Raw genomic sequence first — 23,136 nt, 5'->3', positions numbered from 1 at the left:
TCGCAAAGCACAGAGGCACAAAGACATGGCAAGCATCGTCAAAGAGATCAGAGTCCCCGCGAGCCCCGACAGGGTATGGCAACAGGTTCGCGACTTCGGGCAGGTCCACAAGCTCTTTCCCGGCATCGTGAGCGAATGCAAGATGGACGGTGAGGCGCGTGTGGTGAAGTTCTCCAACGGCATCGTGGTGCGCGAAATCCTGGTGGACATCAGCGACGAGCGGCGCCGCCTGGTGTATGCGTCGGTCGGTGGCCGCGCAACGCACCACAACGCATCGATCCGGGTCTTCGCCGATGGTGCGGGCAGCCGCGTCGTCTGGACGCTGGACTTCCTGCCCAACGAGCTGGCACCGGCGATCAAGGGCCTGGTGGACGCCGGCGGCACGGTCATGAAGTCGGCTTTCGCCACGACGGCGTGACCAACACCCCACGTCCGGCGTAGCTGCCCGCTGCAACAGGCCCGGTAATTGCTTCGGCCGAAGGCATGTCCGACGTCCTCAGCCTGTGCCGCTTGCTGCCTGAACTGCAGGTAGCAGCTGGCCACGTGCTGATCGAAGAAGGCGTGCCGATGGGGCGCGTTTACGTGCTCAAGGAAGGCGCCTTCGAAGTGGTGCGATCAGGCGTGCGGGTGGTGGCCGTGACGCAGCCTGGCTCTTTCATGGGCGAGATCTCGGCGGTGCTCGGCTCGGCGCCCATGGCTGATGTGGTGGCTGTGCGCGACAGCACGGTGTACATCGTGGACGACGCGCAAGAGGCAGCCCGGCGCGACCCCGCGTTGACTTACGCCATCGCGCAGTTGCTCGCGCGCCGCCTGCAGGCCGTGACCTCATACCTGGTCGACATCAAGCGGCAATACGCGGGCACCAACACGCACCTGGAGCTGATGGACCAGGTGCTGGCCAACCTGATGGCCATGCAGCAGGGCGCAAGCAGCGGCTCGGGCTCCGAGCGGACGGACGTGCCGGACTATTGACCCAGGCCATCAACGCAGCCTGCACGGGGCTTACCCCAGCGCCTGTTCCTCCACGCCTTCCATCGTGATCCAGCGCGCGACCTGTGCGTCGAAGTCGATTTCGATGCGGGCCGGAATGTCGCCGATCTGGTTGCCCGCATTGAACAGCCATGTGTTGCCGATGCGGTCGAACCAGCTGCCGTCCTTCTTGTGGGGCGCCTCATGGATGTGGCCGCACAGCACCGCCGAGGGTGCGTACTGCGCAATCAGCGCGGGCAGCGCCGGATCGCCAAAGTGCCGCTTGCCCGTCCAGCTGAGCGGGCCCTCGGGCGGCGCGTGATAGACCCAGATCCAGCGGCCCGTGCGTTTGCTGGCCGCTTCAGCCAGCAGGGCCGCGACAGCTTCGCGGGCGTGAGGGCCGTCCCACCAGGGGCAGACGGTGAACATGGTGTCTGCGATGTGCACGGTGTCGCCGTCAATGGCGAGCGTGCCGCTGCGCACCGCGTCCAGCCATGCCGCCGTCTTTTCCCCCTGCGGGTTGCGGCTGTCGAGATCGTGGTTGCCTGAGCATACGAGCAGCCGGCTCTCGTGCGAGAGGGCCGTGAGGCTGGCCGACAGTGCGGCGATCTGCACCCGGTCGGACACGGTCGAAGAGATGTCGATATGGTCGCCCGCAATCACGACTGCATCGAAGCGTGCCGCCACGCCAAGCAGCCAGTCGTAGTGCCGCAGCCGGTAGTGCAGGTCAGAGGTCAGCAGCAGGCGCATGGTGGGAATCTGCGTAAGCAAGGTGTGCGCCACTTCATCATCGCCTACCGGCGCGGCTCCTGCGCCGGCAAAATGGCGCCCATCCATGATGAAAAACAAATCGGGTTCGGGCGGGCTGGTGTATTCGACAGACGCGGGCCGCATGTGCCCCGTGTGCCGCAAGCCGGTGGCGCAATGCGCATGCAAGAGCAGCCAGGCTCAGGCTGCGGCCGGCGACGGGATCGTGCGCGTGCTTCGCGAAACCAAGGGGCGCGGCGGCAAGGCGGTGACCGTGGTGCGGGGCGTTCCTGCCGACGCGGCGGGCCTCGTCAAGCTGGACCAGCAGCTCAAGACCGCGTGTGGGTCAGGCGGCACCGTGAAAGACGGCGTGATCGAAGTGCAGGGCGACCACTGCGACAAGGTCATCGCCTTGCTCCAGGCGCAGGGCTACAAGGTCAAGCGCGCCGGTGGCTAGGCCGACGTGCTGGCGCGCCTGTCGCGGCCGAACAGCTTGCCGCGCAAGGTACCGCTCTGGTAGCTCGTCTTGAACGCGCCGCGCTCCTGCAGTTGCGGCACGACATGCGCGATGAAATCGTCGAAGCATTCCGGCACGACGGTGCGCGAGAGGTTGAAGCCATCGACATCGGCCGCATCGCACCATTCGATCATCTTGCGCGCAATGGCCTCACCGGAGCCCACCCACGGCGGCTGGCGGCTGCCCATCACGAGCTGGTCGAGCAGCTTGCGGCGCGTCCACTGCGGCCCGGCGGCGCGCGTCATCGCGGCCACGTTCGACTGGATCGCGTTGCTCTTCGTCTCGATGGGCTCGTCGATGTCGTACTTGTAGAAGTCGATACCGAGCGATGCAGCCGCATGCACAAGCGCTGCTTCTGAATTGGCGTAGCGCTTGTAGTCCTCGAACTTGTCCTGTGCTTCCTGCTCGGTGGCGCCTGTGACGATCGTCGCGCCGAGAAACACCTTGATGTCGCTGGCAGCGCGGCCCTGTTGTGCGGCTGCCTGGCGCAGCTCCTGCACGGCCTGCTTCACGGCGGGCTGCTTCTGGCCGTTCATGAAAACGCATTCGGCATGCGTTGCCGCAAAGCGGGTGCCGCGCTCAGACGCGCCCGCCTGGTACAGCACCGGTGTGCGTTGCGGCGACGGCTCGCTCAGGTGCATCGCGTCGACTTTGTATTGCTTGCCCGCGTGATGAATGACGCGCACCTTGGCGGCGTCGGCGTAGATGCCGCGGGCCTTGTCGCGGATCACGGCGTCGTCGTCCCAGCTGCCTTCCCACAGTGCAGTGACGAGCGACATGAATTCATCGGCCATGTCGTAGCGGTCGTCATGGGCCATCTGCTGCGTGAAGCCCGCAGCGCGCGCAGCGCTGTCGAGATAGCCGGTGACGATGTTCCAGCCGATGCGCCCGCGCGTGAGGTGGTCCAGCGTGGACATGCGCCGCGCGAACTGGAAGGGCTGCTCGTACGTGAGGTTCGCCGTCACGCCAAAGCCCAGGTGCTGCGTGACTGACGCCATGGCAGGGATCAGCATCATCGGGTCGTTCACCGGCACCTGCACGGCGTTCTTCACAGCTGCGTCCGGGCTGCCGCCGAGCACGTCGTACACGCCGATCACATCGGCGAAGAAGATGCCGTCGAACAGGCCCGCCTCCAGCCGCCGGGCGTAGTCCGTCCAGTAGCTGATATCGGTGTAGCGCGTCGACTGGTCGCGTGGGTGCGTCCACAGCCCTTGCTGGATGTGGCCGACGCAGTTCATGTCGAAGGCGTTGATGCGGATTTCGCGGGGCATGGGTGTGAGGCTTTCGTGAAAACGCATCCTCCATATTGAGGATGTGCAATTTGCCACTGGATGTTACATACCGGATCTCAACAACAGGAGAGGGTGTATGCGAGTTGCACTTGTTGCAGTATGGGTGGCTGCGGCCGGACTTTCCGGCTGCGCGAATGTCAATTCCATCTACCGGCCGTTGGGCTTGGGCGATGGTGGCTCGGCGGTGGCGGTGGACGCCAAGCAGCGGGCGATATTTGCTTCGAACCGCAAAGACGCTGCGCAGACGGCGAAGGGACTGGAATACATCGAAACCCGAGTGACGTGTCCCGAGCCAAGCCCTGATGCTCTTTCCGCCTACAGCGCCTCTGGTGGCTTGACCGCGCTGATCGAAAGCGCCAGCGGCGCGCCCTCGCAGGCAAGCCGCGCGCAAGCGGCATTTGCGGCAGGCGAGGCCTCGGCATCGATAGGCCTGCGCACGCAGTCGATCCAGCTCCTGCGCGATGGCCTGTTCTCGAACTGCCTTGCCTACATGAATTCAGCTGTGAGTGGAGAGCAGTTCTATGAGCTGCAGCGTCGAAGCCAGAACTTCACGCTCGGCTTGCTGGCGATCGAGCAACTGACCGGCGCGGTGAAAGCGGACCAGGCCGCACTAGGCACCAACAGCTCCGCGGCGACCGGAAGCGACAACACCGACAAGGAGGCGGCTGCCGTTGCCACCGCCCAGGAAAACCAGAACGACGCGAAAACCCGTCAGGCCGAGGCAGCGCTGGCGATGAAGCAGGCACAGCAAGCGTTAGCGGACGAGCGACGGAAGCTGGACGACGCAAAGAAGAAACTGGCCGGCCTGACCGCGCCTGACGAGGCCACGAAGAAAGCCGCCGAAGATGAAGTGGCCAGTCTCACCGAGTCTGTCAAGCAGAAGCAGGCTGACGTGGAAAGCAAGCGTGTCGCGGTCGACACGGCGGATCGGGCAGTGGTGAATGCAAACGCACAGGTGCGACTGGCCCAGGAGAGCCTGCTCGCGGCGCAGATGCGGGTCCGCGCGGCGGCCAGCGGATCGGCGCAGCTGTTGAGCGCAGGTGGCACGCGTGCCGCCGTCACTGACAAGGTGGCCACGGCCGTGACGGACATCGTCAAGGCCGTGCTGGAGAGTGGCAGCGATGAGGCGTGCTGGACGATGCTGACGCGACTGAGCGGGCTGGACGAAAGGCAGCTGAACGAGGGCAATGCGCTGCTGCGGCTTTTCAATGCCCGCTGCGGCGTGGTGGCACAGAAGGCCTTGGCGCAAAACGTACTGAACAAGCTGAACACGGAACGCAAGGTGCCCAGCCCCGAATTGAAGCGAGCCGTGCCGCAAATCAACCAGCTCATCACGCAGTAAGCCGTGCGGGCAGGCCCGCGGCCCGCTCACTTGGCGAAGAGCGACTCCATGTCGGCGAAAGCCTTGAACTCGATCGCGTTACCCGAGGGGTCGAGGAAGAACATCGTCGACTGCTCGCCGACTTCGCCCTTGAAGCGGGTGTAGGGCTCGATCACGAACTGCGTGCCCGCGGCTTTGAGCTTGGCCGCGAGTTCTTCCCACTGCGCGATGGACAGCACTGCGCCGAAGTGGCGAACGGGCACGTCGTGATTGTCAACGCTGCTTGACTGGCGATGGCCGCATTCGCCGGGCGCGAGGTGGGCCACGATCTGGTGGCCATAGAAGTTGAAATCAACCCACTCGTTGCTGCTGCGCCCTTCGGGGCAGCCAAGCAGCTCGCCGTAGAAGCGGCGCGCTGCAGCAAGGTCATGGACGGGGAAGGCGAGGTGGAATGGGGGCATGCCGTCAATTCTGCACGAGCCTGCACTACCATGCTGGTTCCATTTACCTGACCGGAGTGCCTCATGTCGAACGATTTTCTGTCGCAAATTCTCACCAGCGTGATCGGGGCAGGCGCAGGAGGCGGTGGGCTGGGTGGCGTGGGCGGAAGCGCTGCGGGTGGCGGACTCGGTGGCCTGGGCGGACTTGGAGGCCTGGGTGGCCTTGGGGGTCTTGGTGGCGGCCTTGGCGGCATGCTCGGCAGCGTGCTGGGCGGTGGCAGCCGCGACAGCAACGATCAGGGCGGCTCCGCGCTCGGCGGCCAGGGCGGCGCGCTGGTCGCGATGCTGCTGCCGCTGGCCATGCAATGGGTGCAGCGCAACGGCGGCCTGGGCGCTGTGCTCGACAAGTTTCGCGAGCAGGGCCACACCCAGCAAGTCGCCTCGTGGGTGTCGACCGGCGCCAATGAAGGCATTGGTGCGCAGGCAGTCGAAGACGTGGTGGGCGCCGACGAGCTCTCGCGCATGTCGCAGCAGCTCGGCGTCTCGACCGAAGAGGTCACCAGCGGCCTGGCGCACATCCTGCCGCAGGTGGTCAATCACCTGACGCCCAGCGGCGACGTGCCTGACGATGCCGACGACACGCTCGGCTCGGCGCTGCAGAAGCTGTCGCAGCTGTCCGGCCGCCTGGGCTGAAAGCGAGCCTGCGCCATGCGCGCGACGGCGTCGGCAATTACCGTCCTTGCGGCCTGGGCGGCGCTGGTTTGCAGCGCTGCGGCAGCGCACGAGCTCGACCCCGCGCTTGTTCCACTGGCCGAGAAAGAAACCGCACCACTGCTTGAAACGCTGCGCGCCCTGACTGCGTTCGACTCTGGCACCGGCCAGGCGCCGGGCCTGGAAGGCGTTGCGGCCTACATCGAGAATTTCGCACGCGCAATAGGCGGCGACGTGCAGCGTGTGGCACCCGCCAACGACGTGGCCGGCACCAACCTGCTCATCACCTTCAAAGGCACGGGCAAGCGCAGCGTGCTGCTCATCGCCCACATGGACACCGTGTACACCGCGGGCACCGCAGCGGCGCGCCCGTTTCGCATCAATGGCAACCGGGCCATTGCGCCCGGAATCGCCGACGACAAAAGCGGCATCGCGGTGTTCCTGCACGCGATGAACCTGCTCAAGGCGCGTGGCTTTGGCGACTACGAGCGCGTGACCATGCTCTTCACCACCGACGAGGAGCGCGGCTCGGCCGGCTCGCGCGACCTCATTCGCAGCCAGGCGCGTGCGCATGACGCGGTGCTCAGCGGCGAGCCCACCGGCCCTGACGAAGGCGTGGTGCTGGGAACATCGGGCGTCGGCCAGCTCAATGTGCGCGTGCAGGCCGGCCCCGATGCGCGCGCCATCGAGGAGCTTGCCGATGTCATTCTGCGCAGCGTCGACGCGCAACGCGAGGTGCCCGAGACGCGGATGAACTGGACGGTGATGCGCGCCGAAGACCCGGCAGGGCTCGGCCGGCTGTCCAATACCGCGTACGACTTTGCGACCCTTACCTTCCGCGTGAAGGGACGCGCTTCGCATGCCGGTGTCTCGCCGGAGCTCGGCGTGAATGCCGTCGTTGAAACGGCGGACATCGTGCGGCGCGTGTCGGCCGCGTCAGCGCGCATGCCGCAAGTCCGGCTGCACTGGCGGATCGCGGGCGGCGGCGTGGTGTCCAACATCATTCCCGAGCGCGCGCAAGCTGTCGCCGAACTGGCCGTGCCGAAAAACCAGGACATGCGGCCTGTGGTCGAGCGGCTGGCAGAGGCGGGGGCACGTGGGCTGCTGTCCGGCGTCGAGATCACGGCGGAGTCCGCCGAAGGCCTGCCGGAGAAGTCGGCAGCGCAAGGCCAGGCGTTTGCGTCCGCCGACCAGCGCGTGCCGGACGCACAGGCCTACGCATCCCTGGTGCGGCAAGCGCGCGCGCGCATCGGCCAGCAGAAGTTCAGTGCGTCGGCCATCACGGTGCAGGACGGCTTGTTCTTCCCGCCGTTCAATGCCACGGCGCAGGGCCGTGAGCTGGCGCAACTCGCACGCGAGATCAACGCGCGCCTGGGTGGCACGCTCACGCTGTACCCGCGCACGTATGGCGGCACCGACGCGGCCTGGGCCGGGCAGTCGGGCCAGCCCGTGGTCGAGAGTATGGGGCTGCCAGGCGGCAACTATCACTCGTCGCAGGAGGAGTTCATCCTCATCGACCGCATCCCGCGCCGGCTGGCACTCGTGGCTGAAATGATCCGCGCGATCGCGCAGCGGCCATGAGCGACAACGCGGGTGACCGTCCTACAGCCTTGGTCGTAACTCAGCCTTACGCTATTGCGCATGCATCCAGCCGCTGAACGCGCACTCTTGCTGCTGCGCGAGAAGTCCACGCTTTTGTGGCAGTCGATCCAACGCCACCCCGTGCGCACGGCCCTGGTGGCGCCAGCGCTTGTGCTGGTGTACGTGCTGGTACTCATTCCGTTCACGCCGGGCATTCGCGACTTGCGAAAGGGCAAGGCGGAGACGCCCGCAGTGGTGCTGTCTGCGGACAACGTCGTGCTGGCCGAGTTCAGGCGAGTCAACCGGCAATGGGTGCCGCTTGCGAAGATATCGCCGCATGTCGTCAACGCGCTCATCGCCACGGAAGACAAGCGCTTTTATGAGCACCACGGCATCGACTTCGTGCGCACGGGCGGCGCACTGCTGCGCACACTGGGTGGCAACCGTCAGGGCGGCTCGACCATCACGCAGCAGCTCGCGCGCAACATGTACCCCGAAGACATTGGCCGCGCCGTGTCGATCAACCGCAAGGTGAAAGAGGCGATCACGGCCGTGAAGATCGAGGCCGTTTACACCAAGAGCGAAATTCTTGAGACGTACCTGAACACGGTGCCGTTCCTCTACAACGCGTTCGGCATCGAGATGGCGGCGCGCACGTATTTCGACAAGTCGGCAGACAAGCTCGACATTCTTGAGTCGGCCACGCTGATCGGCATGCTCAAGGGCAATAGCGTTTACAACCCGGTGCTCAACCCGGAGCGGGCACGCGACAGGCGCAACGTGGTGCTCGCGCAGATGGTCAAGGCCGGCAAGCTCGACGCGAAGCGTCTCAACTCGCTCGCGGCGCGGCCCCTGGTGACGGACTTCGAGCGCCAGAAAGAGCCGATTGGCGTTGCGCCGCACGTCGCGCAGTTTGTGCGGCAATGGTTGATCGGCTGGGCTGACCGCCGCGGCTACAACATCTATGCCGATGGCCTGGTAGTCAAGACGACGATCAATTCGCGCCACCAGAAGGCCGCCAACCAAGCCGTGCTGCGCAACATGAACAGCCTGCAGGCGCTGGCCGATGGCCAGCGCAAGCGCGGCGAAGAAAAGCGGGTGCTGCAGACGGGCTTCATGGCGCTCGATCCGCGCAACGGGCGCATCCTGGCGTGGGTGGGCAGCCGCGACTTCGCGACAGAGCAGTTCGATCACGTGGTGATGGCGCGGCGGCAACCCGGCTCCACGTTCAAGCCGTTCGTGTATGGCGCTGCATTCATGGGCGGGTTCGGTCCATCGGATACGTTCGTGGACCAGGCCGTGAGCTACCGCATGAAGGGCGGCGATGTGTGGACGCCGACGGATGGCACGCCCGCCACCGGCGACTCGATGACGCTGCGCGATGCGCTGGCCCTCTCGAAGAACACGGTGACGGCGCAGCTGATGCAGCGTGTAGGCCCGCAGCGCGTGGTGGACCTGGCGCAGGCCATGGGCGTGCGGCAGAGCAAGCTCGAAGCGGTGCCCTCGCTCGCCCTCGGCACGTCACCTGTCACGCTGAAAGAGATGGTGACGGCCTACGCCACGATTGCGAACGAGGGTGCGTACAACGAGCCGTTTCTCGTCACGCGTGTGGAAGACCGCAAGGGCGTTGTGCTCGAGCAGTTCGCCCTGCCGCTGGCCTCAGAAGGCATGCCGCGGCCCAGCGCGTTGACGTTGGTGGATGTGATGCGTGGCGTGGTCGACAGGGGCACGGGCAGCGCGATCCGCACTCGTTATGGCATTCAAGCCGACGTGGCCGGCAAGACGGGCACGACGCAAGACAACAGCGATGGCTGGTTCATCCTGATGCATCCGCAGCTCGTGGCGGGTGCGTGGGTGGGCTACAACGACAACACCGTCAACATGGGCGCGTGGGGGCAGGGCGCGCGCAGTGCGCTGCCGATCATTGGCGACTACTTCCAGCAGTCGCTGCGCTACAAGTGGATCGACTCGCAGGTCGAGTTCGCGATTCCGAGGCCACGGCCGGAGCCGCCGCCGTTGCGTTTGCCTGACCCGGTCGATTTGGTGCGCGGGTTTTTGGACAGGCTGTTTCGGGGGCGGTGACTTTTCTGGGCGTTCTTTTGTTTCAAGGGGCTCTCGTTGTTCAGGGCCGCTCGCGGCAGGCGGACTCTGGCGCGGCCTCCTGCTGTGACGGTTTGCGCTAGTCGCGCAAACTTCGCTTTGAAATTTTCCTTCGGACCGGTGCGAAAAAAACTCCCTGCGAGTTTGCAAGCAAACTCTCCGGTCAAACAGCTTTTCGCAAGTCAGTGCACGAGTCGCGCTAAAGCGCGATCCGGTGTACGCCCGCGGAGGCGTTCACACAGCGAGGTGAAAGTCCTTGCCGGGGCATGCCAGAACCCCGTAGTCGAAGGTAACTGCGTCGCTGCGAAGCGGGGTGGGGAGCAACCGGAGGCGAACTGGCGGTCCGCAGGATGACGAACTCGATTCGGCGGGTAGTGGTGGCGAGCCTATGTCGGAATGGCGAAGCCTGGAACTCATTGCAAGCGCTGCGCTGGCGGGTAAAGCGACTTGCGAACCACGCTTGTGGTTGGAGGCGGAACGTCTGGAAAGTGTGAGCGAGACAAGCGGGGAGACCTGTGAGCCGTGGGTGACGGCAGCAGGAGTCAGAGCCCTCGTAGTACCGAGGCTGGAGTGATCGAGCCACAGGCCCGGGCAACATAAACCGGGCTGAGGGAAGGTGGGCAGGAAGGTGAATGTGTGAAAGAAAGATCAAGCGAAGAGCAAGCAGCAACACCAGTGTCGGCAACGACTAGACGTGTTGCGTCGGACCCCGCCAGTGCAGGCATCGAGCCTGCGCAGGAAAGCCACGAGTGGGAATGGGTAGACCGCGAGATCTGGACAGAACGCATGTTGGCGGCGCTGGTAACGGCGTCAAGCAAAGACAGAGGCAGCAAGTGGTTCAGCCTGATTGACAAGGTCTGGCGCGACTCGACCCTGCAGGCGGCTTGGCAACAAGTCAAAAGCAGGCGCGGCGCGGGCGGTGTCGATGGCATCAGCATTGCGCGCTTTGAAGCTCAAGCCGAGAAGTATCTGGGCGAGCTTGCAGAACAACTCAAAACAGGTCACTACCGTGCTGACGCGGTGCGCCGGGTGGAGATACCCAAGACGGGCGGCGGCAGCCGCCCACTGGGCATCCCCACCATCAAGGACCGGGTGGTCCAGGCAGCAGTCAAGCGCGTGATGGAGCCGATCTTCGAGACCCGGTTTTGCGAGACGAGCTACGGGTTCCGACCGGGCAGAAGCTGCAAGGACGCACTGCGTGCAGTCGATGGCTGGTTGCGACAGGGCTACACCCATGTGGTGGACGCCGACCTCAAGAGCTACTTCGACAGCATCCCGCATGAACGACTGAAGGCACGAGTGGCCGAACGCATCAGCGATAGCAAAGTGCTGGCGTTGATCGACGGCTGGCTGCAGCAGGACATTGTTCAGGAACTCAAACGTTGGACACCCACAAGCGGCACGCCGCAAGGAGCGGTGCTCAGTCCGCTATTGGCCAACATCTACTTGCATCCGCTGGACGAGCACATGCGTGCAAGCGGCTACAAGATGGTGCGCTACGCGGACGACTTCGTGATCCTGTGTCAAAGCGCTCACGAGGCGCAGCAGGCGTTGGTCGAAGTTCAGCGATGGATGACTGACAACGCGCTGGAGTTGAACATGGACAAGACCTCGCTTGGAGATTGCCGCCAAAAGGGGCAAGGCTTCGAGTTCCTCGGCTACCACTTCGAGGCAGGAAGGCGTCTGGTCCGAAAGAAAAGCCTGACGAAGTTCAAGGACGCCATACGCGAACGCACGGGCCGCACACGCAGCCTGTCGATGCGCGACATCGTGGCCGAACTCAACCCCGTGCTGCGCGGCTGGTATGCGTACTTCAGGCACGCCATCGCTACGACGTTTGTTCCGCTCGACGCCTTCGTGCGTCGTCGCCTGCGAGCGATCCTGCGACGCCGCGAGAAGCGAGTCGGACCTGGGCTGTGCCTGGCCGACCACCGACGCTGGCCGAACTCCCACTTCGCCGAGCTGGGACTATTCACCATGTATGCAGTCCGGCGCGCGGCGAGCCAACCCCGATGAGGACTTCACCAACTGGAGAGCCGTGTGCGGGAGAACTGCACGCACGGTTCGGAGGGAGGGGAGGCTGACGCCTTCCCTACCCCTATCCGAAGGAAAATTTCAAAGCCGCTCACAAAAGTCGGCCGCGCCAGAGTCCGCCTGCCGCGAGCCAACGGCTGCGCTTGATCAACGAGATACCGGCCGCTGCCTGTTTTGCCAGCTAGTGCGCGGCAATTGGCCGCAAACTCCGTCTCGCCCAACCGCACTAGCCCTCATTCCCGGCAATGCGGAGCGAGCCGAGACCTGGTCACAAACCCCCCGTTGGTTGACGCGCGGCAGGTGGACTCTGGTGGGGCCGATTTCTTTTGTGGCTTCAAGAATTGGCTCGAAGCCGGATCGCGCTTTAGCGCGACACGTCATCTAGCTTGCGAAAGCTGTTTGACCGGAGAGTTTGCTTGCAAACTCGCAGGGAGTTCTTTCGCACCGGCTTCGAGCCAATTCTTGAAGCGACGTTTGCGCGACTAGCGCAAACCACAAAAGCATGAGGCCCCGCCAGAGTCCACCTGACGCGAGCACCCTGAACAGAAGACAACGAACAGATGAGCCCGAACAGCACCCCAGTCAAACAAGCGAAAATGGCCACATGCCACTGCCCGAAGCACAACCCCGCACCCACCTCCACACCCGCGCCGTCACGTACCGCGGCTTTCACCGTCAGGACGGCCTGTGGGACATCGAAGCCGAGATGACCGACACGAAGGCCTACCAGATCGAGCGCTCTGAGCGCGGCGTGATGGTGCCCGGCACACCCATCCACGGCATGGCGATACGCGTCACCGTCGACGATTCATTCACCATCCGCGAAATCATGAGCTCGTCGGACCACACGCCGTTCGACGAGTGCCAGCAAGGCGCGCAGCCCATGCAGAAAATGGTCGGCGCCGTGATGGGCCCCGGCTGGCGGCAAACCATCGAGAAGAACCTGGGCGGCATCCGCGGCTGCACGCACCTGCGCGAGATGCTGTTCAACATGGCAACGGCCGCTTACCAGACCATTCCGTCCTACCAGCATCGCCTGCGCCGCGCCGCCGGCCTGCCCGAGACAGAGACTGACAAGCCGCCGTATCACCTGGGCAAATGCATCGCGTGGGACTACGACGGTGCGGTGGTGCAGCGCCACTATCCGCAGTTCGCCGGATGGGAGCCGCTGAAGCGGCGGACCTGATCAACCGCGCAGCAGCGCGACCTCCATCCGGTCCATCCCCGCGCTGCCCTGGATCCTTCGCGCCACTGAAAGCAGGCGCGCGTTCAGGCGCAGCTTCTGCCGCGCGGCGGCCTCCAGCGAGACACCGAAGCGAACCCGGTCGTCTTCCATGAAGAAGCTCATCACACTGCCTCTGGGGTGGGCCGAGTCGACGTCGCCCACGGTGAGCACGCCCTCGGGCACGGCAGCCAGCACATCGGATGCCCTGGCCGTCGTGTCCGCTTTCACATACAGGATGTGCACACCCGTCACCGGGTCGCCCGGCAACAGTCGCACGACGGTCACGGGGCGTCCGTCGCGCGGCCGGTCGCGCGCCAGGGCGTTGAGGTCGGCGTACACCTCTTCGTCGCCCATCACGCCGATACGCACCGGCGTGTCGGGCCGCGCGAACGTGCCTTCGGGCCATTCGACAAAGCTGAAGAACTTGTGCAGGAAGGCAGCCTTGACGAGCGCGCTGCGCATGCGCTCGGTGGCTTGCGCACCCTGGGCCTGCGCCAGCGCTTGCGCCCGGCTCTCGTGCGCTGGCCCGCCCAGTGCGGCCAGTGCGGCCAGGCAGCCGATGGCGGCCCACCTCGCCACACCCTTGCGGGGCAGCATGGCAGACGGCGCAAGCGGGGTTCTCATTGCCGCCATACCAGCTTTGCTATGGCGCCGCGCGACAGCTCTGCGCGTGCGCCGCCAGCACCCCATTCGGTGTGGGACGGATCGTTGATGTTGCGCACGGTCACGGAGAACTGCATGCCGGGCCGCACGTGCCAGCCCCAGCGCACGTCCACAGCGCTATAGGCAGGCACGGCCGGATTGGGCAGGCCGCCAACGCGGCGCGCCGTCACGTCCAGCTCATGGCCGCCTCCCAGGTCCCAGGACGAGCCGAAGTTCCAGCGCGAGCGCGGATCGTTGCCGAGCTGGGCGCTGCCGCCGACGGGTGAAGTGCCGGCCAGCGCCGTGAACTGCTCGCGCATCTGCGTGGTGCCCAGGTTGATCTTCCAGCTGTCGGACACCCGGTAGCTGCCCCAGGCTTCCACGCCCGTGAGCTTGCCGCTGAAATTGTTGTTCACTGTCAGGCCGCCGGGGGTCGCATCGACCGATCGCAACTGGCTGAACCTGTGGTGAAAGAGCGTGAGCGACCACGACAGCGCCGCCATGGGTTGCGCGCGATAGCCCGCCTCAAAAACGCGGGCAACTTCCGAGACGAAGTCCGCACCGCCTGCGATCACGTAAGGCGGGTTGGCCGGCGAGTAATAGTCGCGGTCGACGCGCGCGGGTGCGCGCACGGTGCGCGACGCCGCAGCCCAGAGCAGGTGGTTGGGCGCGAAGGCCCAGGTGACGCGGGCACTCGGCAGGAACTCCACACCCGTATACGCATTGCGCTCGAGCTTCGCGCCGACGGTCACATTCACGGACTCGGCAACGGCGATTTCGTCCTGCGCGAAGATGTTGGCCAGATCAAGGTGGCGCTGCGGTGGCAGCAGCGCCAGCGTTTGCGGCGCAATGTTCTCGGCGTTGTCGCGCAACCAGCGATAGCCGCCGCCCACCAGCAACTGGTGATTGGCGAATGATCGGGTGAGGTGCTGCACATCGAGGTCGAGCGTGGTGATCGCATCGCGGATCGAGCCGGGCTGGTCGCGCGCTGTGCGGTCGGCATAGGCCTGCACCTGCGTGCGGCCCCCGTCGGTGTGGTCCATCGACCAGCGCACGAGCACGTTGCCGCCGCTCAGTCGCCGCTCGCTCGGCGCAGCGACTGAGCCCTGGTCGATGCGGCCGTCGTATGCGTCGGCCTGCAGCGTCCATTGCTGGCCGCCACCCGAATGCTCAGCGCGCACACCGGCGCGGTTCATGCCGGAGGCGTCGCGCACGGCCTGGCCGCTGGCGTTGACGGCGTTGTCGCGCTCTGCGCGCCTGGCATAGACGCGATAGGCGATGCCGCTGCCCGTGGTGCCGCCATAGCGTGCGGCCACCGAGCGGTCATCCCTGCCATACAAGGCGGCTACCAGCGCGCCCTGCGTGTCGGAGGCCTGCCGCTTGATGACGTTGATCACGCCATTGACCGCGTTGGAGCCATAGAGCGTTCCGCCTGAGCCACTGAGCACCTCGATGCGGTCGATGTCCTCCAGCATCAGGTCGCGCTCTTCCCAGAACACGCCGGAGAACAGCGGCGAATAGACCGTGCGCCCATCCACCAGCACGAGCATCTTGTTTGCGATCACGCTGTTGAAACCGCGCGCGGAGATGGCGTACTGGTTGGCGTCTGCGCGGGCGACGTGCAGGTTGGGCGCCAGGCGCAGTGCCTCTGGCAGGCTCGTTGCGCCGGAGCGGCGGATATCGTCCGCCGTGATGACGTAAACCGAGCCGGCGACATCGGCCAGCCGCTGTGCGCGCTTGGAAACGGATGTCACCTCGATGTTGGCGAGCTGTTCGAGCGAAAGATCGACGAGGCTGGGTGCCTGCTGTGCTTGCGCCATCGCAGGCACGCACGCCGTCCACGCGGCCAGGGTGATGCCGGCAATGCCCGCCATGGAGCGGGCCGGTGCGATTTGCATGATCCGCGCCTTTCGATAGAGGGCTGGTTTCCAATGCACAGGTCGGGTGCGCGAAGTGCCGTTTGTACCGCAAACGCGCGGCTGCACAATGCGCGACAGGCATCACGATGGGCCTGCGTCATCATGGATGAGCGGCATCGTCATATTTTTCAACGCTCACTCAAAAAAGAGGACTCAACCATGCTCACACTCCACGGCTTTCCTGTGTCGAATTACTACAACAAGGTCAAGCTGGCCTTGCTGGAAAAGGGCGTCGCTTTCGATGAGGTGTACGCAGGCACCAGAAGCACGGATGAGGCTGTGCTCAGCAAGACACCGCTTGGCAAGATTCCTTTCATCACGACGGATGAAGGCTCGCTGTGCGAGAGCACGGCCATCATGGAATGGATCGAAGCCAAGTGGCCACAGCCGGCGCTGCTGCCTGCCGACCCGTTTGCTGCCGCCAAGGTGCGCGAGCTCACCATCTTCCTTGACTGGCACCTGGAGATCGCCGCGCGCCAGGTTTACGGCCCTGCGTTCTTCGGCAGCGCGCCGTTGAGCGAGAGCAATGCAGCACGCATCCGCAAGCAGATCGACGATGCCATCACCGGATTCAAGCGCCTGGCCAAGTTCGCCCCGTTCGTGGCCGGCGCCGAGATGACGCAGGCCGACTGCTCGGCGTTCGTCAACCTGCCGCTGGTCGGCATGGCCACGAAGATCGTGTACGGCGAAGATGCCTTGCTGGCCGCCGGCGTTGACTACAAGGCTTACGTGAAGATGATTGGCGAGCGCCCCTCGGGCCAGCGCGTCAACGCCGATCGCAAAGCCGCGCAGACCAAGAGCTGAGCGCCCCATGAATGCTCCTCGGCAGGTCGCGATCGTCACGGGTTCGGCGACCGGCGTCGGCGCTGCCACTGCCTTGATGCTCGCGCAGCGCGGCTTCGATGTGGTGGTGAACTATTCGCGCAGCGAAGAAGAAGCGCGCGAGACGCAGCGCAGCTGCGAAGCAGCAGGCGCTGCCACACTGCTCGTGCGTGGCGATGTTTCCAGCGACGCAGACTGCGTGGGCCTCGTGCGGCAGACTGTCGAGCGCTGGGGCCGCATCGACACGCTCGTGAACAACGCCGGCATTTCGGTGTTCGCCGAAGCCGCCGCGTGGGACGCGCTCGACGCCTCGACCTTTGCACGCATCATGGGTGTGAATGTGGTCGGCGCGTTCCAGATGATCCGCGCGTGCCTGCCGCACCTGAAGGGCTCGCGCGGCAATGTGGTCAATGTGTCGTCGATCGCCGGCTCGCTGGGCATTGGCTCATCGGTGCCCTACATCGCATCGAAAGGCGCGCTCAACTCGATGACGCTGCACATGGCGCGCACGCTGGCGCCTGATGTGCGGGTCAATGCCGTTTGCCCCGGGCTCATCACCACCCGCTGGTTTGTTGATGGGGTGGGGCAGGCGGGCTTCGAGAAAACGCGCGCAGCCTACGAAGCCATGGCGCCGCTCGGCGTGGCGTGCACGCCGCAAGATGTTGCAGAGGCGATCGTGTGGCTCATCCACGCGCGCACGGTGAGCGGGGAGCTGGTGCAACTGGATTCCGGCATGCACCTGGGCGGGCGGGCTGCGCCGTTGATCCAGCGCTGAGCTTCGGCGCGCCTTGTGGTGCCGCCCCGCGTGAATAGTTCTCGCAATGCCGCCAAGGGGCACCCTCAGTTGAAAGCAGGGTGAACTCGCCGGGTGTCACGCGCTCCTTTCCTACTCGCGTAAGAAAGGACCTACATGATTCTCGTTGTTCGACCCGTTCACTCTGCAATTGCCGGCTTTCTCACCGTGACCCTGGGATGCCTCATCGGTGTGCAGATGAATGGGGGCTGGCTGCTTGATGAGCCGGCCCCGGCCACCGCGGTTGCACCTGCTGCCCCACATGTCTCTTCACCTGCTGCCGGCGTTGCGCTGGCCGCGGGCACGCTAGCCGCAGCGCCCGTCGCCGCAGCCAACGAGAGTTACTACGTGCAGCTGCGCAAGAAGATCCGCTGGGTCGAAACGCGGCTGGGTGCGGCAGTCCTGAAGACGCCTGACGAAAGCTCGCGCCTGTTGCTTGCCAAGTCGGCAGCCGAGCATGCGCGCCTGGCCGACGTCGGCCTGACGTTCCGGGATGTGTACGGCATCATCAACGCCGAGACTTCGTGGATTCCGCGCAGGGGCGCCAGCAAGGACGGAACGCCCAACCTTGGCATTGCCCAGTTCGAGCCGGCAACGGCGCGGGCGCTGGGACTGGCAGACCCGAATGATCCGGTGGAGTCCGTGCATGTCGCCGCACTGCACATGAAGGAAGCCGCCCTGTGGAGTGCGCAGCGGCTTTCCGGCCTGAAGCTCAGCGGCCCCGACCGCGCCGAGAAACTGCGCGAAGGCGTCTCGATCTACTACAACCTGTCGACGCGCGGCCGCAACGCCTGGAACGGCCGCAACACGCTGCAGCTGCCCCGCGAAACGCAGCGCCACATTGAAAATGCGCGCACCGGCGCACAGGAGGCCGCATGGCTCGACGCGCAAGTGCAAGCCGCGAAGTACAGCAGTGGCCGTGCGCTCGCGGTGGCGGCAAATTCAATCCAGGTGAATTCGAGGTAAAACCTTTGCACGACAATGGCGCAGCCGGACAACTCACGGTAGAGTGAGCGCTGCTCCACAAGACCACGCATGGCGACCGACAAGAAAAAATTCGATCCCGCGCCGCTGACTGACACCGGTGCGCTCTATTCCGCGCGCGACTTCCGCGCGCAGACCAATGCTGTCGAAAAGGATACCGACTCCGCATGGGACATGTGGGTCGAGGCGAACAAGTCCATTGAGCAGAAACCGCCGGGCGACCAGGGCTATGCGCGCACGGGGCCTGTGAGCCTGACCAGCGACCATGCGAGCACCATGAGTACGGTGCCCGCCAAGCTCGGCGAGGACCCCGGTTCTGAATCCGAAGCGCGCATGCGCCGGCGCAACCGCGTGGCCACAGTTGACGACGCCATGCTGGAGGCGCGCCGCAACAACCGTGTGTGCCCGCGCCCGAACCACTGGCAGACGCTCTACGAGATGCTTCCCAACCGCACGAAGAGCAAGCCGACGCCGCCGCTCATCGGGCCGCTGTGGAACTCGACACCGTCAATCACCAAGCGCACGTGCCTGCGCGAACACTTCGAGTGGGCCGACCAGCATGGTGTGCTCGCCCAGGTGATGAACTTCATGAAGACGCTGCCGGAAACCGACTGGTTCCACATGGACGACTGAGCGCCACCTGGCCCGCGCTCATGAGTCGGCAGCAACGCCTCCACCAGCTCGACGACGGCTCGCCCTGTGCCGCAGGCAGCGGCTTCGATGCACCAACCGGCTTGCTGAAAATCCATTTCACCTGAAGGAGACTTTGCCAATGAAAAAACGCAACTTCCTGGGCGGCGCTGCTGCCGCAGCCATCGCCATGCCTTTTGCTGCACGCGCAGCCAGCCAGCCTGTCGAAAACCTCAAGTCACCCACGCTGCTGACGGTCACAGGCGCGGTCACCAAAACCAATCGTGGCCCGCTCGACCCGATGCTCGACCAGATGCTCGCCAAGCAGAAGGTGACTTTCGAGAAGGCACATGCCTTCACCTTCGAGGCGCTGACGGCGATGCCTGCGTCGACGATCAAGCCCACCATCGAGTACGACAAGAAGGTGCACACGTTGCGCGGGCCGCTGCTGGTCGATGTGCTCAAGGCCTGCGGCGTCACGGGCGACACCGGCAAGCTGGCCATGCGCGCTGTCGACGGCTATTCGCCAACCGTGACGATTGCCGACGCACGCAAATACCGCTTCATCGTTGCGACGCACTTTGACGGCAAGCCGATGCCGCTGGGCGGCCTGGGCCCGCTGTGGGGTGTCTACGAGCCTGACGGCTTTGCCGACATGGCCGCCAAACCGGTGGACGCGCGCTTTGCGAACTGCCCGTGGGCGCTCTTTCACATTGACGTGCAGGCTTGATCGAATGAAATACGCACCGCTCGGCAGCAGCCAGCTCGAAGTGTCTCGCCTGTGCCTGGGCACGATGATGTTCGGCGACCAGACCGCCATGGCCGAGGCACGCGAGATCGTCGCGCACGCAAGCGGCCACGGCGTGAATTTCGTCGACACGGCGGACGTCTACACCAAGGGCGCGTCGGAGACGATGCTGGGCGAGGTGCTCAAGGACCAGCGGCACGACTGGGTCGTGGCGACCAAGCTGGGCAACAAGATGAGCGAGCGCGTGAATGAGGCCAAGTATTCGCGCACCTGGATTCTTCGTGAAGCCGATGCCAGCCTCAAGCGCCTGCAGATGGATCACATCGACATCCTCTACTTCCACCGCGACTACAACGGCATGGACCTCGAAGAGCCGTTGCGGGCCGTCGGCGCGCTGATCGATTCCGGCAAGGTGCGCTACTGGGGCGTCTCGAATTTCCGCGGCTGGCGCATTGCCGAGATCGTGCGCGTGGCGCAGCAGCTGGGCGTGCCGAAGCCGGTGGTGTGCCAGCCTTACTACAACCTGCTCAACCGCATGCCTGAAGTTGAAATCATGCCGGCGTGCCACCACTACGGCATTGGCGTGGTGCCGTACAGCCCGGTGGCGCGCGGTGTGCTCACAGGCAAGTACCTGCCGGGGCAGGCGCCGCAGGAAGGCACACGCGCCGCGCGCGGCGACAGGCGAATGGCAGAGACGGAGTTTCGCGAAGAGTCGCTTGTCATCGCGCAGAAGTTGCAGGCGCATGCGCAAGGCAAGGGCGTGTCGCTCGCGCAGTTCGCCACGGCGTGGGTGCTGGCCCATCGCGCCGTGAGTTCGGTGATTGCGGGGCCGCGCACGCTGGCGCAGTGGCAAGACTACCTGCCCGCGCTTGACTGCACGATCACTGCGCAGGACGAGGCGCTGGTCGACTCGTATGTGCGCCCCGGCCATCCTTCAACGCCGGGCTACACCGATCCGGCGTACCCGCTGCACGCACGTGTGAACTGAGCAGCAGCGTGCGTAGGCGATGGCTGCCTGCCACCAGCGCGCGCTGCCGGGCGCACACGCGACTTTGTCCTACGCGGCAGGGGTCAACGTGCGAACACTCTGGACGTTGGTCATAAAGAGACTTCATCCCCTTTTGAACCTCGACCACCATTTCGGAGGTTTACACCATGTTGAAGAAAATTTTGATCGCCACCGTCATCGGCGCCTCGTTCGCAACGGTACCGTTCGTCGCTACCGCGCGCACTTATGTCATCACGGAAGCACCGCCGCCCCCGCGCTCTGAAGCCCCGCCGGAAATGCGCCGGGGCCATGAGTGGGCACCGGGCCACTACGTGTGGCGCAACGGCCAGTACCGCTGGGTGGAAGGCCGCTTCGTGCGTGAGCGCCGCGGCATGCACTGGGTGCCGGACAACTGGGTTGAGCGCAATGGCCGCTGGGTGATGGTGGCTGGCCACTGGGAACGCGGTGCACGCCCCGGCATGCGCGACCGTGACGGCGACGGCGTGCCGAACCGCTACGACGCACGCCCGAACAATCCGAACAAGAACTGATCGTTCCTGACCGGACCGAGACGATCGCGACTCCTGCGGGAGTAGCGGTCGTCTCTTTTTTTTTGCGCGCGATGCTACGCGAGCTGGGCCCGGAAGAAGGCAATCGTGCGGTCCCACGCCAGCTTTGCAGCCGCAGCGTCGTAACGCGGCGTGGTGTCGTTGTTGAAGCCGTGCTGCGTGCCCGGGTACTGATGCATCGTGAAGCGCGCGCCCGCCGCCTTCAGGGCGGCTTCGTAGGCGGGCCAGGACGCATTGATGCGATCGTCGTTGGCGGCCAGCTGAACCAGCAGCGGTGCCTTCACGCGCGGCGCGAGTTCCACTGCGGGCGTGTTGCCGTAGAAGGGCACGCCCGCGGTCAGTTCAGGCAGGCGTGTTGACAGCATGTGCACGATGCCGCCGCCGTAACAGAAACCGACAGCACCGAGTTTTCCGTTCGAGTTGGCATGTGTGCGAATCCAGCGGGCAGCCGCCACGAAATCGGCTTCGATGTTCGGACGGTCGAGCTTTGAAAAAAGGCCGACGGCCTTTTCTTCGTCGCCCGGATAGCCGCCGACGATGAACAGGGCATCCGGCGCAAATGCGAGGAAGCCGTCGAGCGCGAGCCGGCGCGTGATGTCTTCAATGTGCGGGTTCAGGCCGCGGTTCTCGTGGATGACCAGCACGGTGGGCAGCCTGGTGGCTGCCGTTGCGCTGGCGGGCCGGGCGAGATAGCCCCGGCCGTCTCCGTTGCCGTCGGGTGAGGGGAAGGTGAGGTATTCCGTCTTGATGCGCGCATCGTCTTTGGGCACTTGCTGGCCTGCGGCGAAGTCGGGGCGCAGTGCTGCGAGCAGCCCGGCCGCTGTCACCCCCGCCTTGGCAAACTTCTGGGCCTTGTCGAGAAAGCCGCGGCGGTCGAGATGGCCGTGGACATACGCGTCGAAAAGGGCAAGGACCTCCTGGTCGAAGTCCTGCGCTGTGAGGCGGGGTGGCATGCTGTCTCCTGTGGTTTTTGCGGCAGGATAGCTTTGAACATGGCCTGACAGGCTTGTGGGGGTATCGCGGCAGAGCCGGCCTGCCGTGTGCTGCTGTGAGCTGCCGTGAACTGGCAGCCGCGTTGCTCAAAGCGCGGTGCGAACCTCGGCAGCAATCTCGTACGACCGCAGCCGCGCATCGTGATCGAAGATGTTCGAGGTGATCATCAACTCGTCGGCTTGCGTGCGCTCAATGAAAGCGCGCAGGCCGTCCTTGACTGTCGCGGGCGAACCAATGGCCGCGCACGACAACACGCTGTCGAGCAAGGCGCGTTCAGCGGGCCCCACGCTCTCGCGGTAACCCGCAAGCGGTGGCGGCAGCGGTGCCGGACGGCCACTGCGCAAATTCACGAAAGCCTGCTGGCTCGAGGTTGCGCGGATCTGCGCCTCTTCATCAGAGTCCGCCGCAAAGACGTTGAAGCCCAGCATCACATACGGCCTGGCGAGAAACTCCGACGGACGGAACGTGGCGCGATAGACCTCCAGCGCCTGCATGAGCTGCTGCGGTGCAAAGTGCGACGCGAATGCATACGGCAGGCCGAGCATGGCCGCGAGCTGCGCGCCGAACAGGCTCGAGCCCAGAATCCACACCGGCACCTTCGCCCCACGGCCAGGCACTGCGCGCACATGCTGCCGCGGCTCGTCGGACATCAGGTCGATCAACTCGACCACGTCTTGCGGAAACTCGTCGGCATCGGTGGCGAGATTGCGGCGCATGGCACGCGCCGTCGCCTGGTCGGAGCCGGGTGCGCGGCCCAGCCCCAGGTCGATGCGGCCCGGATAGAGCGCCTCGAGCGTGCCGAACTGCTCGGCAATGACAAGCGGCGAATGATTGGGCAGCATGATGCCGCCCGCCCCGACGCGAATGGACTTGGTGCCCCCCGCGATATGGCCGATGAGCACGGAGGTGGCCGCACTCGCAATGCCAGGCATGCCGTGATGCTCGGCGAGCCAGTAGCGGTTGAAGCCCCAGCGCTCGGCGTGCTGCGCCAGGTCGAGCGAGCGGCGAAACGACTGCGCCGCGTCTGAGCCTTGGGTGATGGGGGAGAGGTCGAGTACGGAGAACGGAATCATCGTGTGCAGGTGGGGGCGCGCAGCGCATGCACAAGGTG

23 protein-coding genes are annotated in these 23,136 nt (G+C 65.1%); 16 read left to right on the top strand and 7 right to left on the bottom strand.

The window, feature by feature from the left end:
- Positions 1-25 precede the first annotated feature (25 nt).
- Positions 26-418 carry an SRPBCC family protein gene (locus GHT07_RS13155; RefSeq protein WP_153585543.1) on the top strand — a complete coding sequence of 131 codons (393 nt, stop codon included), beginning with the start codon at positions 26-28 and terminating at the stop codon, positions 416-418.
- A gap of 65 nt (positions 419-483) precedes the next feature.
- Positions 484-972 carry a Crp/Fnr family transcriptional regulator gene (locus tag GHT07_RS13150; protein ID WP_153585542.1) on the top strand — a complete coding sequence of 163 codons (489 nt, stop codon included), beginning with the start codon at positions 484-486 and terminating at the stop codon, positions 970-972.
- Positions 973-1,002: 30 nt separating this feature from the next.
- On the opposite strand, the gene GHT07_RS13145 is transcribed toward GHT07_RS13150, so the two are convergent.
- On the bottom strand, positions 1,003-1,806 hold the full coding sequence (locus GHT07_RS13145) for a metallophosphoesterase family protein (RefSeq protein WP_194792928.1): 804 nt from the start codon (positions 1,804-1,806) through the stop codon (positions 1,003-1,005).
- Position 1,807: 1 nt separating this feature from the next.
- Here GHT07_RS13145 and GHT07_RS13140 point away from each other — a divergent pair, with 1 nt between their 5' ends.
- Positions 1,808-2,173: a translation initiation factor Sui1 gene (locus tag GHT07_RS13140; protein WP_153585580.1), complete on the top strand. Its 366-nt coding sequence runs from the start codon at positions 1,808-1,810 to the stop codon at positions 2,171-2,173.
- Here the strand turns inward: GHT07_RS13140 and GHT07_RS13135 are convergent.
- Positions 2,170-3,504, bottom strand: a complete 1,335-nt coding sequence (locus GHT07_RS13135; RefSeq protein ID WP_153585540.1) for an LLM class flavin-dependent oxidoreductase — start codon at positions 3,502-3,504, stop codon at positions 2,170-2,172. The genes GHT07_RS13140 and GHT07_RS13135 overlap by 4 nt on opposite strands.
- A 97-nt stretch (positions 3,505-3,601) precedes the next feature.
- Here GHT07_RS13135 and GHT07_RS13130 point away from each other — a divergent pair, with 97 nt between their 5' ends.
- Complete coding sequence (locus GHT07_RS13130) at positions 3,602-4,867, top strand: hypothetical protein (protein ID WP_153585539.1); 1,266 nt, start codon at positions 3,602-3,604, stop codon at positions 4,865-4,867.
- A gap of 26 nt (positions 4,868-4,893) precedes the next feature.
- On the opposite strand, the gene GHT07_RS13125 is transcribed toward GHT07_RS13130, so the two are convergent.
- Positions 4,894-5,307: a VOC family protein gene (locus GHT07_RS13125; protein ID WP_153585538.1), complete on the bottom strand. Its 414-nt coding sequence runs from the start codon at positions 5,305-5,307 to the stop codon at positions 4,894-4,896.
- A gap of 63 nt (positions 5,308-5,370) precedes the next feature.
- On the opposite strand from GHT07_RS13125, the gene GHT07_RS13120 reads away from it, so the two are divergent.
- The 5 genes from GHT07_RS13120 to GHT07_RS13100 all read left to right on the top strand — a co-directional run bounded on the left by GHT07_RS13120 (position 5,371) and on the right by GHT07_RS13100 (position 12,898).
- Complete coding sequence (locus GHT07_RS13120; protein WP_153585537.1) at positions 5,371-5,979, top strand: YidB family protein; 609 nt, start codon at positions 5,371-5,373, stop codon at positions 5,977-5,979.
- A 15-nt stretch (positions 5,980-5,994) separates the two neighbouring features.
- A complete protein-coding gene (locus GHT07_RS13115) occupies positions 5,995-7,578 on the top strand; it encodes a M20/M25/M40 family metallo-hydrolase (protein WP_153585536.1) in 1,584 nt (527 codons plus the stop codon).
- 60 nt (positions 7,579-7,638) lie between these two features.
- Positions 7,639-9,660, top strand: coding sequence for a penicillin-binding protein 1A (locus GHT07_RS13110; RefSeq protein ID WP_153585535.1), 2,022 nt, complete (start codon positions 7,639-7,641; stop codon positions 9,658-9,660).
- A gap of 654 nt (positions 9,661-10,314) precedes the next feature.
- Positions 10,315-11,694: a group II intron reverse transcriptase/maturase gene (ltrA, locus tag GHT07_RS13105; protein WP_323740924.1), complete on the top strand. Its 1,380-nt coding sequence runs from the start codon at positions 10,315-10,317 to the stop codon at positions 11,692-11,694.
- A gap of 622 nt (positions 11,695-12,316) precedes the next feature.
- On the top strand, positions 12,317-12,898 hold the full coding sequence (locus tag GHT07_RS13100) for a DUF2889 domain-containing protein (protein ID WP_153585534.1): 582 nt from the start codon (positions 12,317-12,319) through the stop codon (positions 12,896-12,898).
- On the opposite strand, the gene GHT07_RS13095 is transcribed toward GHT07_RS13100, so the two are convergent.
- Both GHT07_RS13095 and GHT07_RS13090 read right to left on the bottom strand, forming a co-directional pair.
- Complete coding sequence (locus tag GHT07_RS13095; protein ID WP_194792927.1) at positions 12,899-13,561, bottom strand: YfiR family protein; 663 nt, start codon at positions 13,559-13,561, stop codon at positions 12,899-12,901.
- On the bottom strand, positions 13,558-15,477 hold the full coding sequence (locus tag GHT07_RS13090) for a TonB-dependent receptor plug domain-containing protein (RefSeq protein WP_153585532.1): 1,920 nt from the start codon (positions 15,475-15,477) through the stop codon (positions 13,558-13,560). Before GHT07_RS13090 ends, GHT07_RS13095 begins: the two co-directional genes overlap by 4 nt.
- Before the next feature lie 180 nt (positions 15,478-15,657).
- Between GHT07_RS13090 and GHT07_RS13085 the strand changes: the two genes are divergently transcribed.
- From GHT07_RS13085 to GHT07_RS13055, 7 genes are all read left to right on the top strand, one after another.
- Positions 15,658-16,302, top strand: a complete 645-nt coding sequence (locus GHT07_RS13085; RefSeq protein ID WP_153585531.1) for a glutathione S-transferase family protein — start codon at positions 15,658-15,660, stop codon at positions 16,300-16,302.
- A gap of 7 nt (positions 16,303-16,309) precedes the next feature.
- A complete protein-coding gene (locus tag GHT07_RS13080) occupies positions 16,310-17,095 on the top strand; it encodes an SDR family NAD(P)-dependent oxidoreductase (RefSeq protein WP_153585530.1) in 786 nt (261 codons plus the stop codon).
- Positions 17,096-17,230: 135 nt separating this feature from the next.
- Positions 17,231-18,079, top strand: a complete 849-nt coding sequence (locus tag GHT07_RS13075) for a lysozyme family protein (RefSeq protein WP_153585529.1) — start codon at positions 17,231-17,233, stop codon at positions 18,077-18,079.
- A gap of 69 nt (positions 18,080-18,148) precedes the next feature.
- Complete coding sequence (locus tag GHT07_RS13070; protein ID WP_153585528.1) at positions 18,149-18,730, top strand: hypothetical protein; 582 nt, start codon at positions 18,149-18,151, stop codon at positions 18,728-18,730.
- 139 nt (positions 18,731-18,869) lie between these two features.
- Positions 18,870-19,457 (top strand): molybdopterin-dependent oxidoreductase, encoded by a 588-nt coding sequence (locus GHT07_RS13065; protein ID WP_153585527.1) that lies wholly within the window; start codon positions 18,870-18,872, stop codon positions 19,455-19,457.
- A 4-nt stretch (positions 19,458-19,461) separates the two neighbouring features.
- Complete coding sequence (locus tag GHT07_RS13060) at positions 19,462-20,463, top strand: aldo/keto reductase (RefSeq protein WP_153585526.1); 1,002 nt, start codon at positions 19,462-19,464, stop codon at positions 20,461-20,463.
- A 167-nt stretch (positions 20,464-20,630) separates the two neighbouring features.
- A complete protein-coding gene (locus GHT07_RS13055) occupies positions 20,631-21,014 on the top strand; it encodes a YXWGXW repeat-containing protein (RefSeq protein ID WP_153585525.1) in 384 nt (127 codons plus the stop codon).
- Positions 21,015-21,088: 74 nt separating this feature from the next.
- Here the strand turns inward: GHT07_RS13055 and GHT07_RS13050 are convergent, their stop codons facing one another.
- On the bottom strand, positions 21,089-21,985 hold the full coding sequence (locus GHT07_RS13050; protein WP_153585524.1) for a dienelactone hydrolase family protein: 897 nt from the start codon (positions 21,983-21,985) through the stop codon (positions 21,089-21,091).
- Positions 21,986-22,111: 126 nt separating this feature from the next.
- Positions 22,112-23,098: an LLM class flavin-dependent oxidoreductase gene (locus tag GHT07_RS13045; protein ID WP_153585578.1), complete on the bottom strand. Its 987-nt coding sequence runs from the start codon at positions 23,096-23,098 to the stop codon at positions 22,112-22,114.
- Positions 23,099-23,136 lie beyond the last annotated feature (38 nt).

The organism is Caenimonas koreensis DSM 17982 (assembly GCF_009646335.1).
GTDB classification, from domain to species: Bacteria; Pseudomonadota; Gammaproteobacteria; order Burkholderiales; family Burkholderiaceae_C; genus Ramlibacter; species Ramlibacter koreensis.
Note: the sequence above shows the minus strand (reverse complement) of the source record. Positions and strands in the feature narration are given on the sequence as shown.

Bases quoted from the DNA above. Each gene is read 5' to 3' on its own strand.
- GHT07_RS13155 (WP_153585543.1), top strand. From the start codon at position 26: ATGGCAAGCATCGTCAAAGAGATCAGAGTCCCCGCGAGCCCCGACAGG.
- GHT07_RS13150 (WP_153585542.1), top strand. From the start codon at position 484: ATGTCCGACGTCCTCAGCCTGTGCCGCTTGCTGCCTGAACTGCAGGTA.
- GHT07_RS13145 (WP_194792928.1), bottom strand. From the start codon at position 1,806: ATGGATGGGCGCCATTTTGCCGGCGCAGGAGCCGCGCCGGTAGGCGAT.
- GHT07_RS13140 (WP_153585580.1), top strand. From the start codon at position 1,808: ATGAAAAACAAATCGGGTTCGGGCGGGCTGGTGTATTCGACAGACGCG.
- GHT07_RS13135 (WP_153585540.1), bottom strand. From the start codon at position 3,504: ATGCCCCGCGAAATCCGCATCAACGCCTTCGACATGAACTGCGTCGGC.
- GHT07_RS13130 (WP_153585539.1), top strand. From the start codon at position 3,602: ATGCGAGTTGCACTTGTTGCAGTATGGGTGGCTGCGGCCGGACTTTCC.
- GHT07_RS13125 (WP_153585538.1), bottom strand. From the start codon at position 5,307: ATGCCCCCATTCCACCTCGCCTTCCCCGTCCATGACCTTGCTGCAGCG.
- GHT07_RS13120 (WP_153585537.1), top strand. From the start codon at position 5,371: ATGTCGAACGATTTTCTGTCGCAAATTCTCACCAGCGTGATCGGGGCA.
- GHT07_RS13115 (WP_153585536.1), top strand. From the start codon at position 5,995: ATGCGCGCGACGGCGTCGGCAATTACCGTCCTTGCGGCCTGGGCGGCG.
- GHT07_RS13110 (WP_153585535.1), top strand. From the start codon at position 7,639: ATGCATCCAGCCGCTGAACGCGCACTCTTGCTGCTGCGCGAGAAGTCC.
- GHT07_RS13100 (WP_153585534.1), top strand. From the start codon at position 12,317: ATGCCACTGCCCGAAGCACAACCCCGCACCCACCTCCACACCCGCGCC.
- GHT07_RS13095 (WP_194792927.1), bottom strand. From the start codon at position 13,561: ATGAGAACCCCGCTTGCGCCGTCTGCCATGCTGCCCCGCAAGGGTGTG.
- GHT07_RS13090 (WP_153585532.1), bottom strand. From the start codon at position 15,477: ATGCAAATCGCACCGGCCCGCTCCATGGCGGGCATTGCCGGCATCACC.
- GHT07_RS13085 (WP_153585531.1), top strand. From the start codon at position 15,658: ATGCTCACACTCCACGGCTTTCCTGTGTCGAATTACTACAACAAGGTC.
- GHT07_RS13080 (WP_153585530.1), top strand. From the start codon at position 16,310: ATGAATGCTCCTCGGCAGGTCGCGATCGTCACGGGTTCGGCGACCGGC.
- GHT07_RS13075 (WP_153585529.1), top strand. From the start codon at position 17,231: ATGATTCTCGTTGTTCGACCCGTTCACTCTGCAATTGCCGGCTTTCTC.
- GHT07_RS13070 (WP_153585528.1), top strand. From the start codon at position 18,149: ATGGCGACCGACAAGAAAAAATTCGATCCCGCGCCGCTGACTGACACC.
- GHT07_RS13065 (WP_153585527.1), top strand. From the start codon at position 18,870: ATGAAAAAACGCAACTTCCTGGGCGGCGCTGCTGCCGCAGCCATCGCC.
- GHT07_RS13060 (WP_153585526.1), top strand. From the start codon at position 19,462: ATGAAATACGCACCGCTCGGCAGCAGCCAGCTCGAAGTGTCTCGCCTG.
- GHT07_RS13055 (WP_153585525.1), top strand. From the start codon at position 20,631: ATGTTGAAGAAAATTTTGATCGCCACCGTCATCGGCGCCTCGTTCGCA.
- GHT07_RS13050 (WP_153585524.1), bottom strand. From the start codon at position 21,985: ATGCCACCCCGCCTCACAGCGCAGGACTTCGACCAGGAGGTCCTTGCC.
- GHT07_RS13045 (WP_153585578.1), bottom strand. From the start codon at position 23,098: ATGATTCCGTTCTCCGTACTCGACCTCTCCCCCATCACCCAAGGCTCA.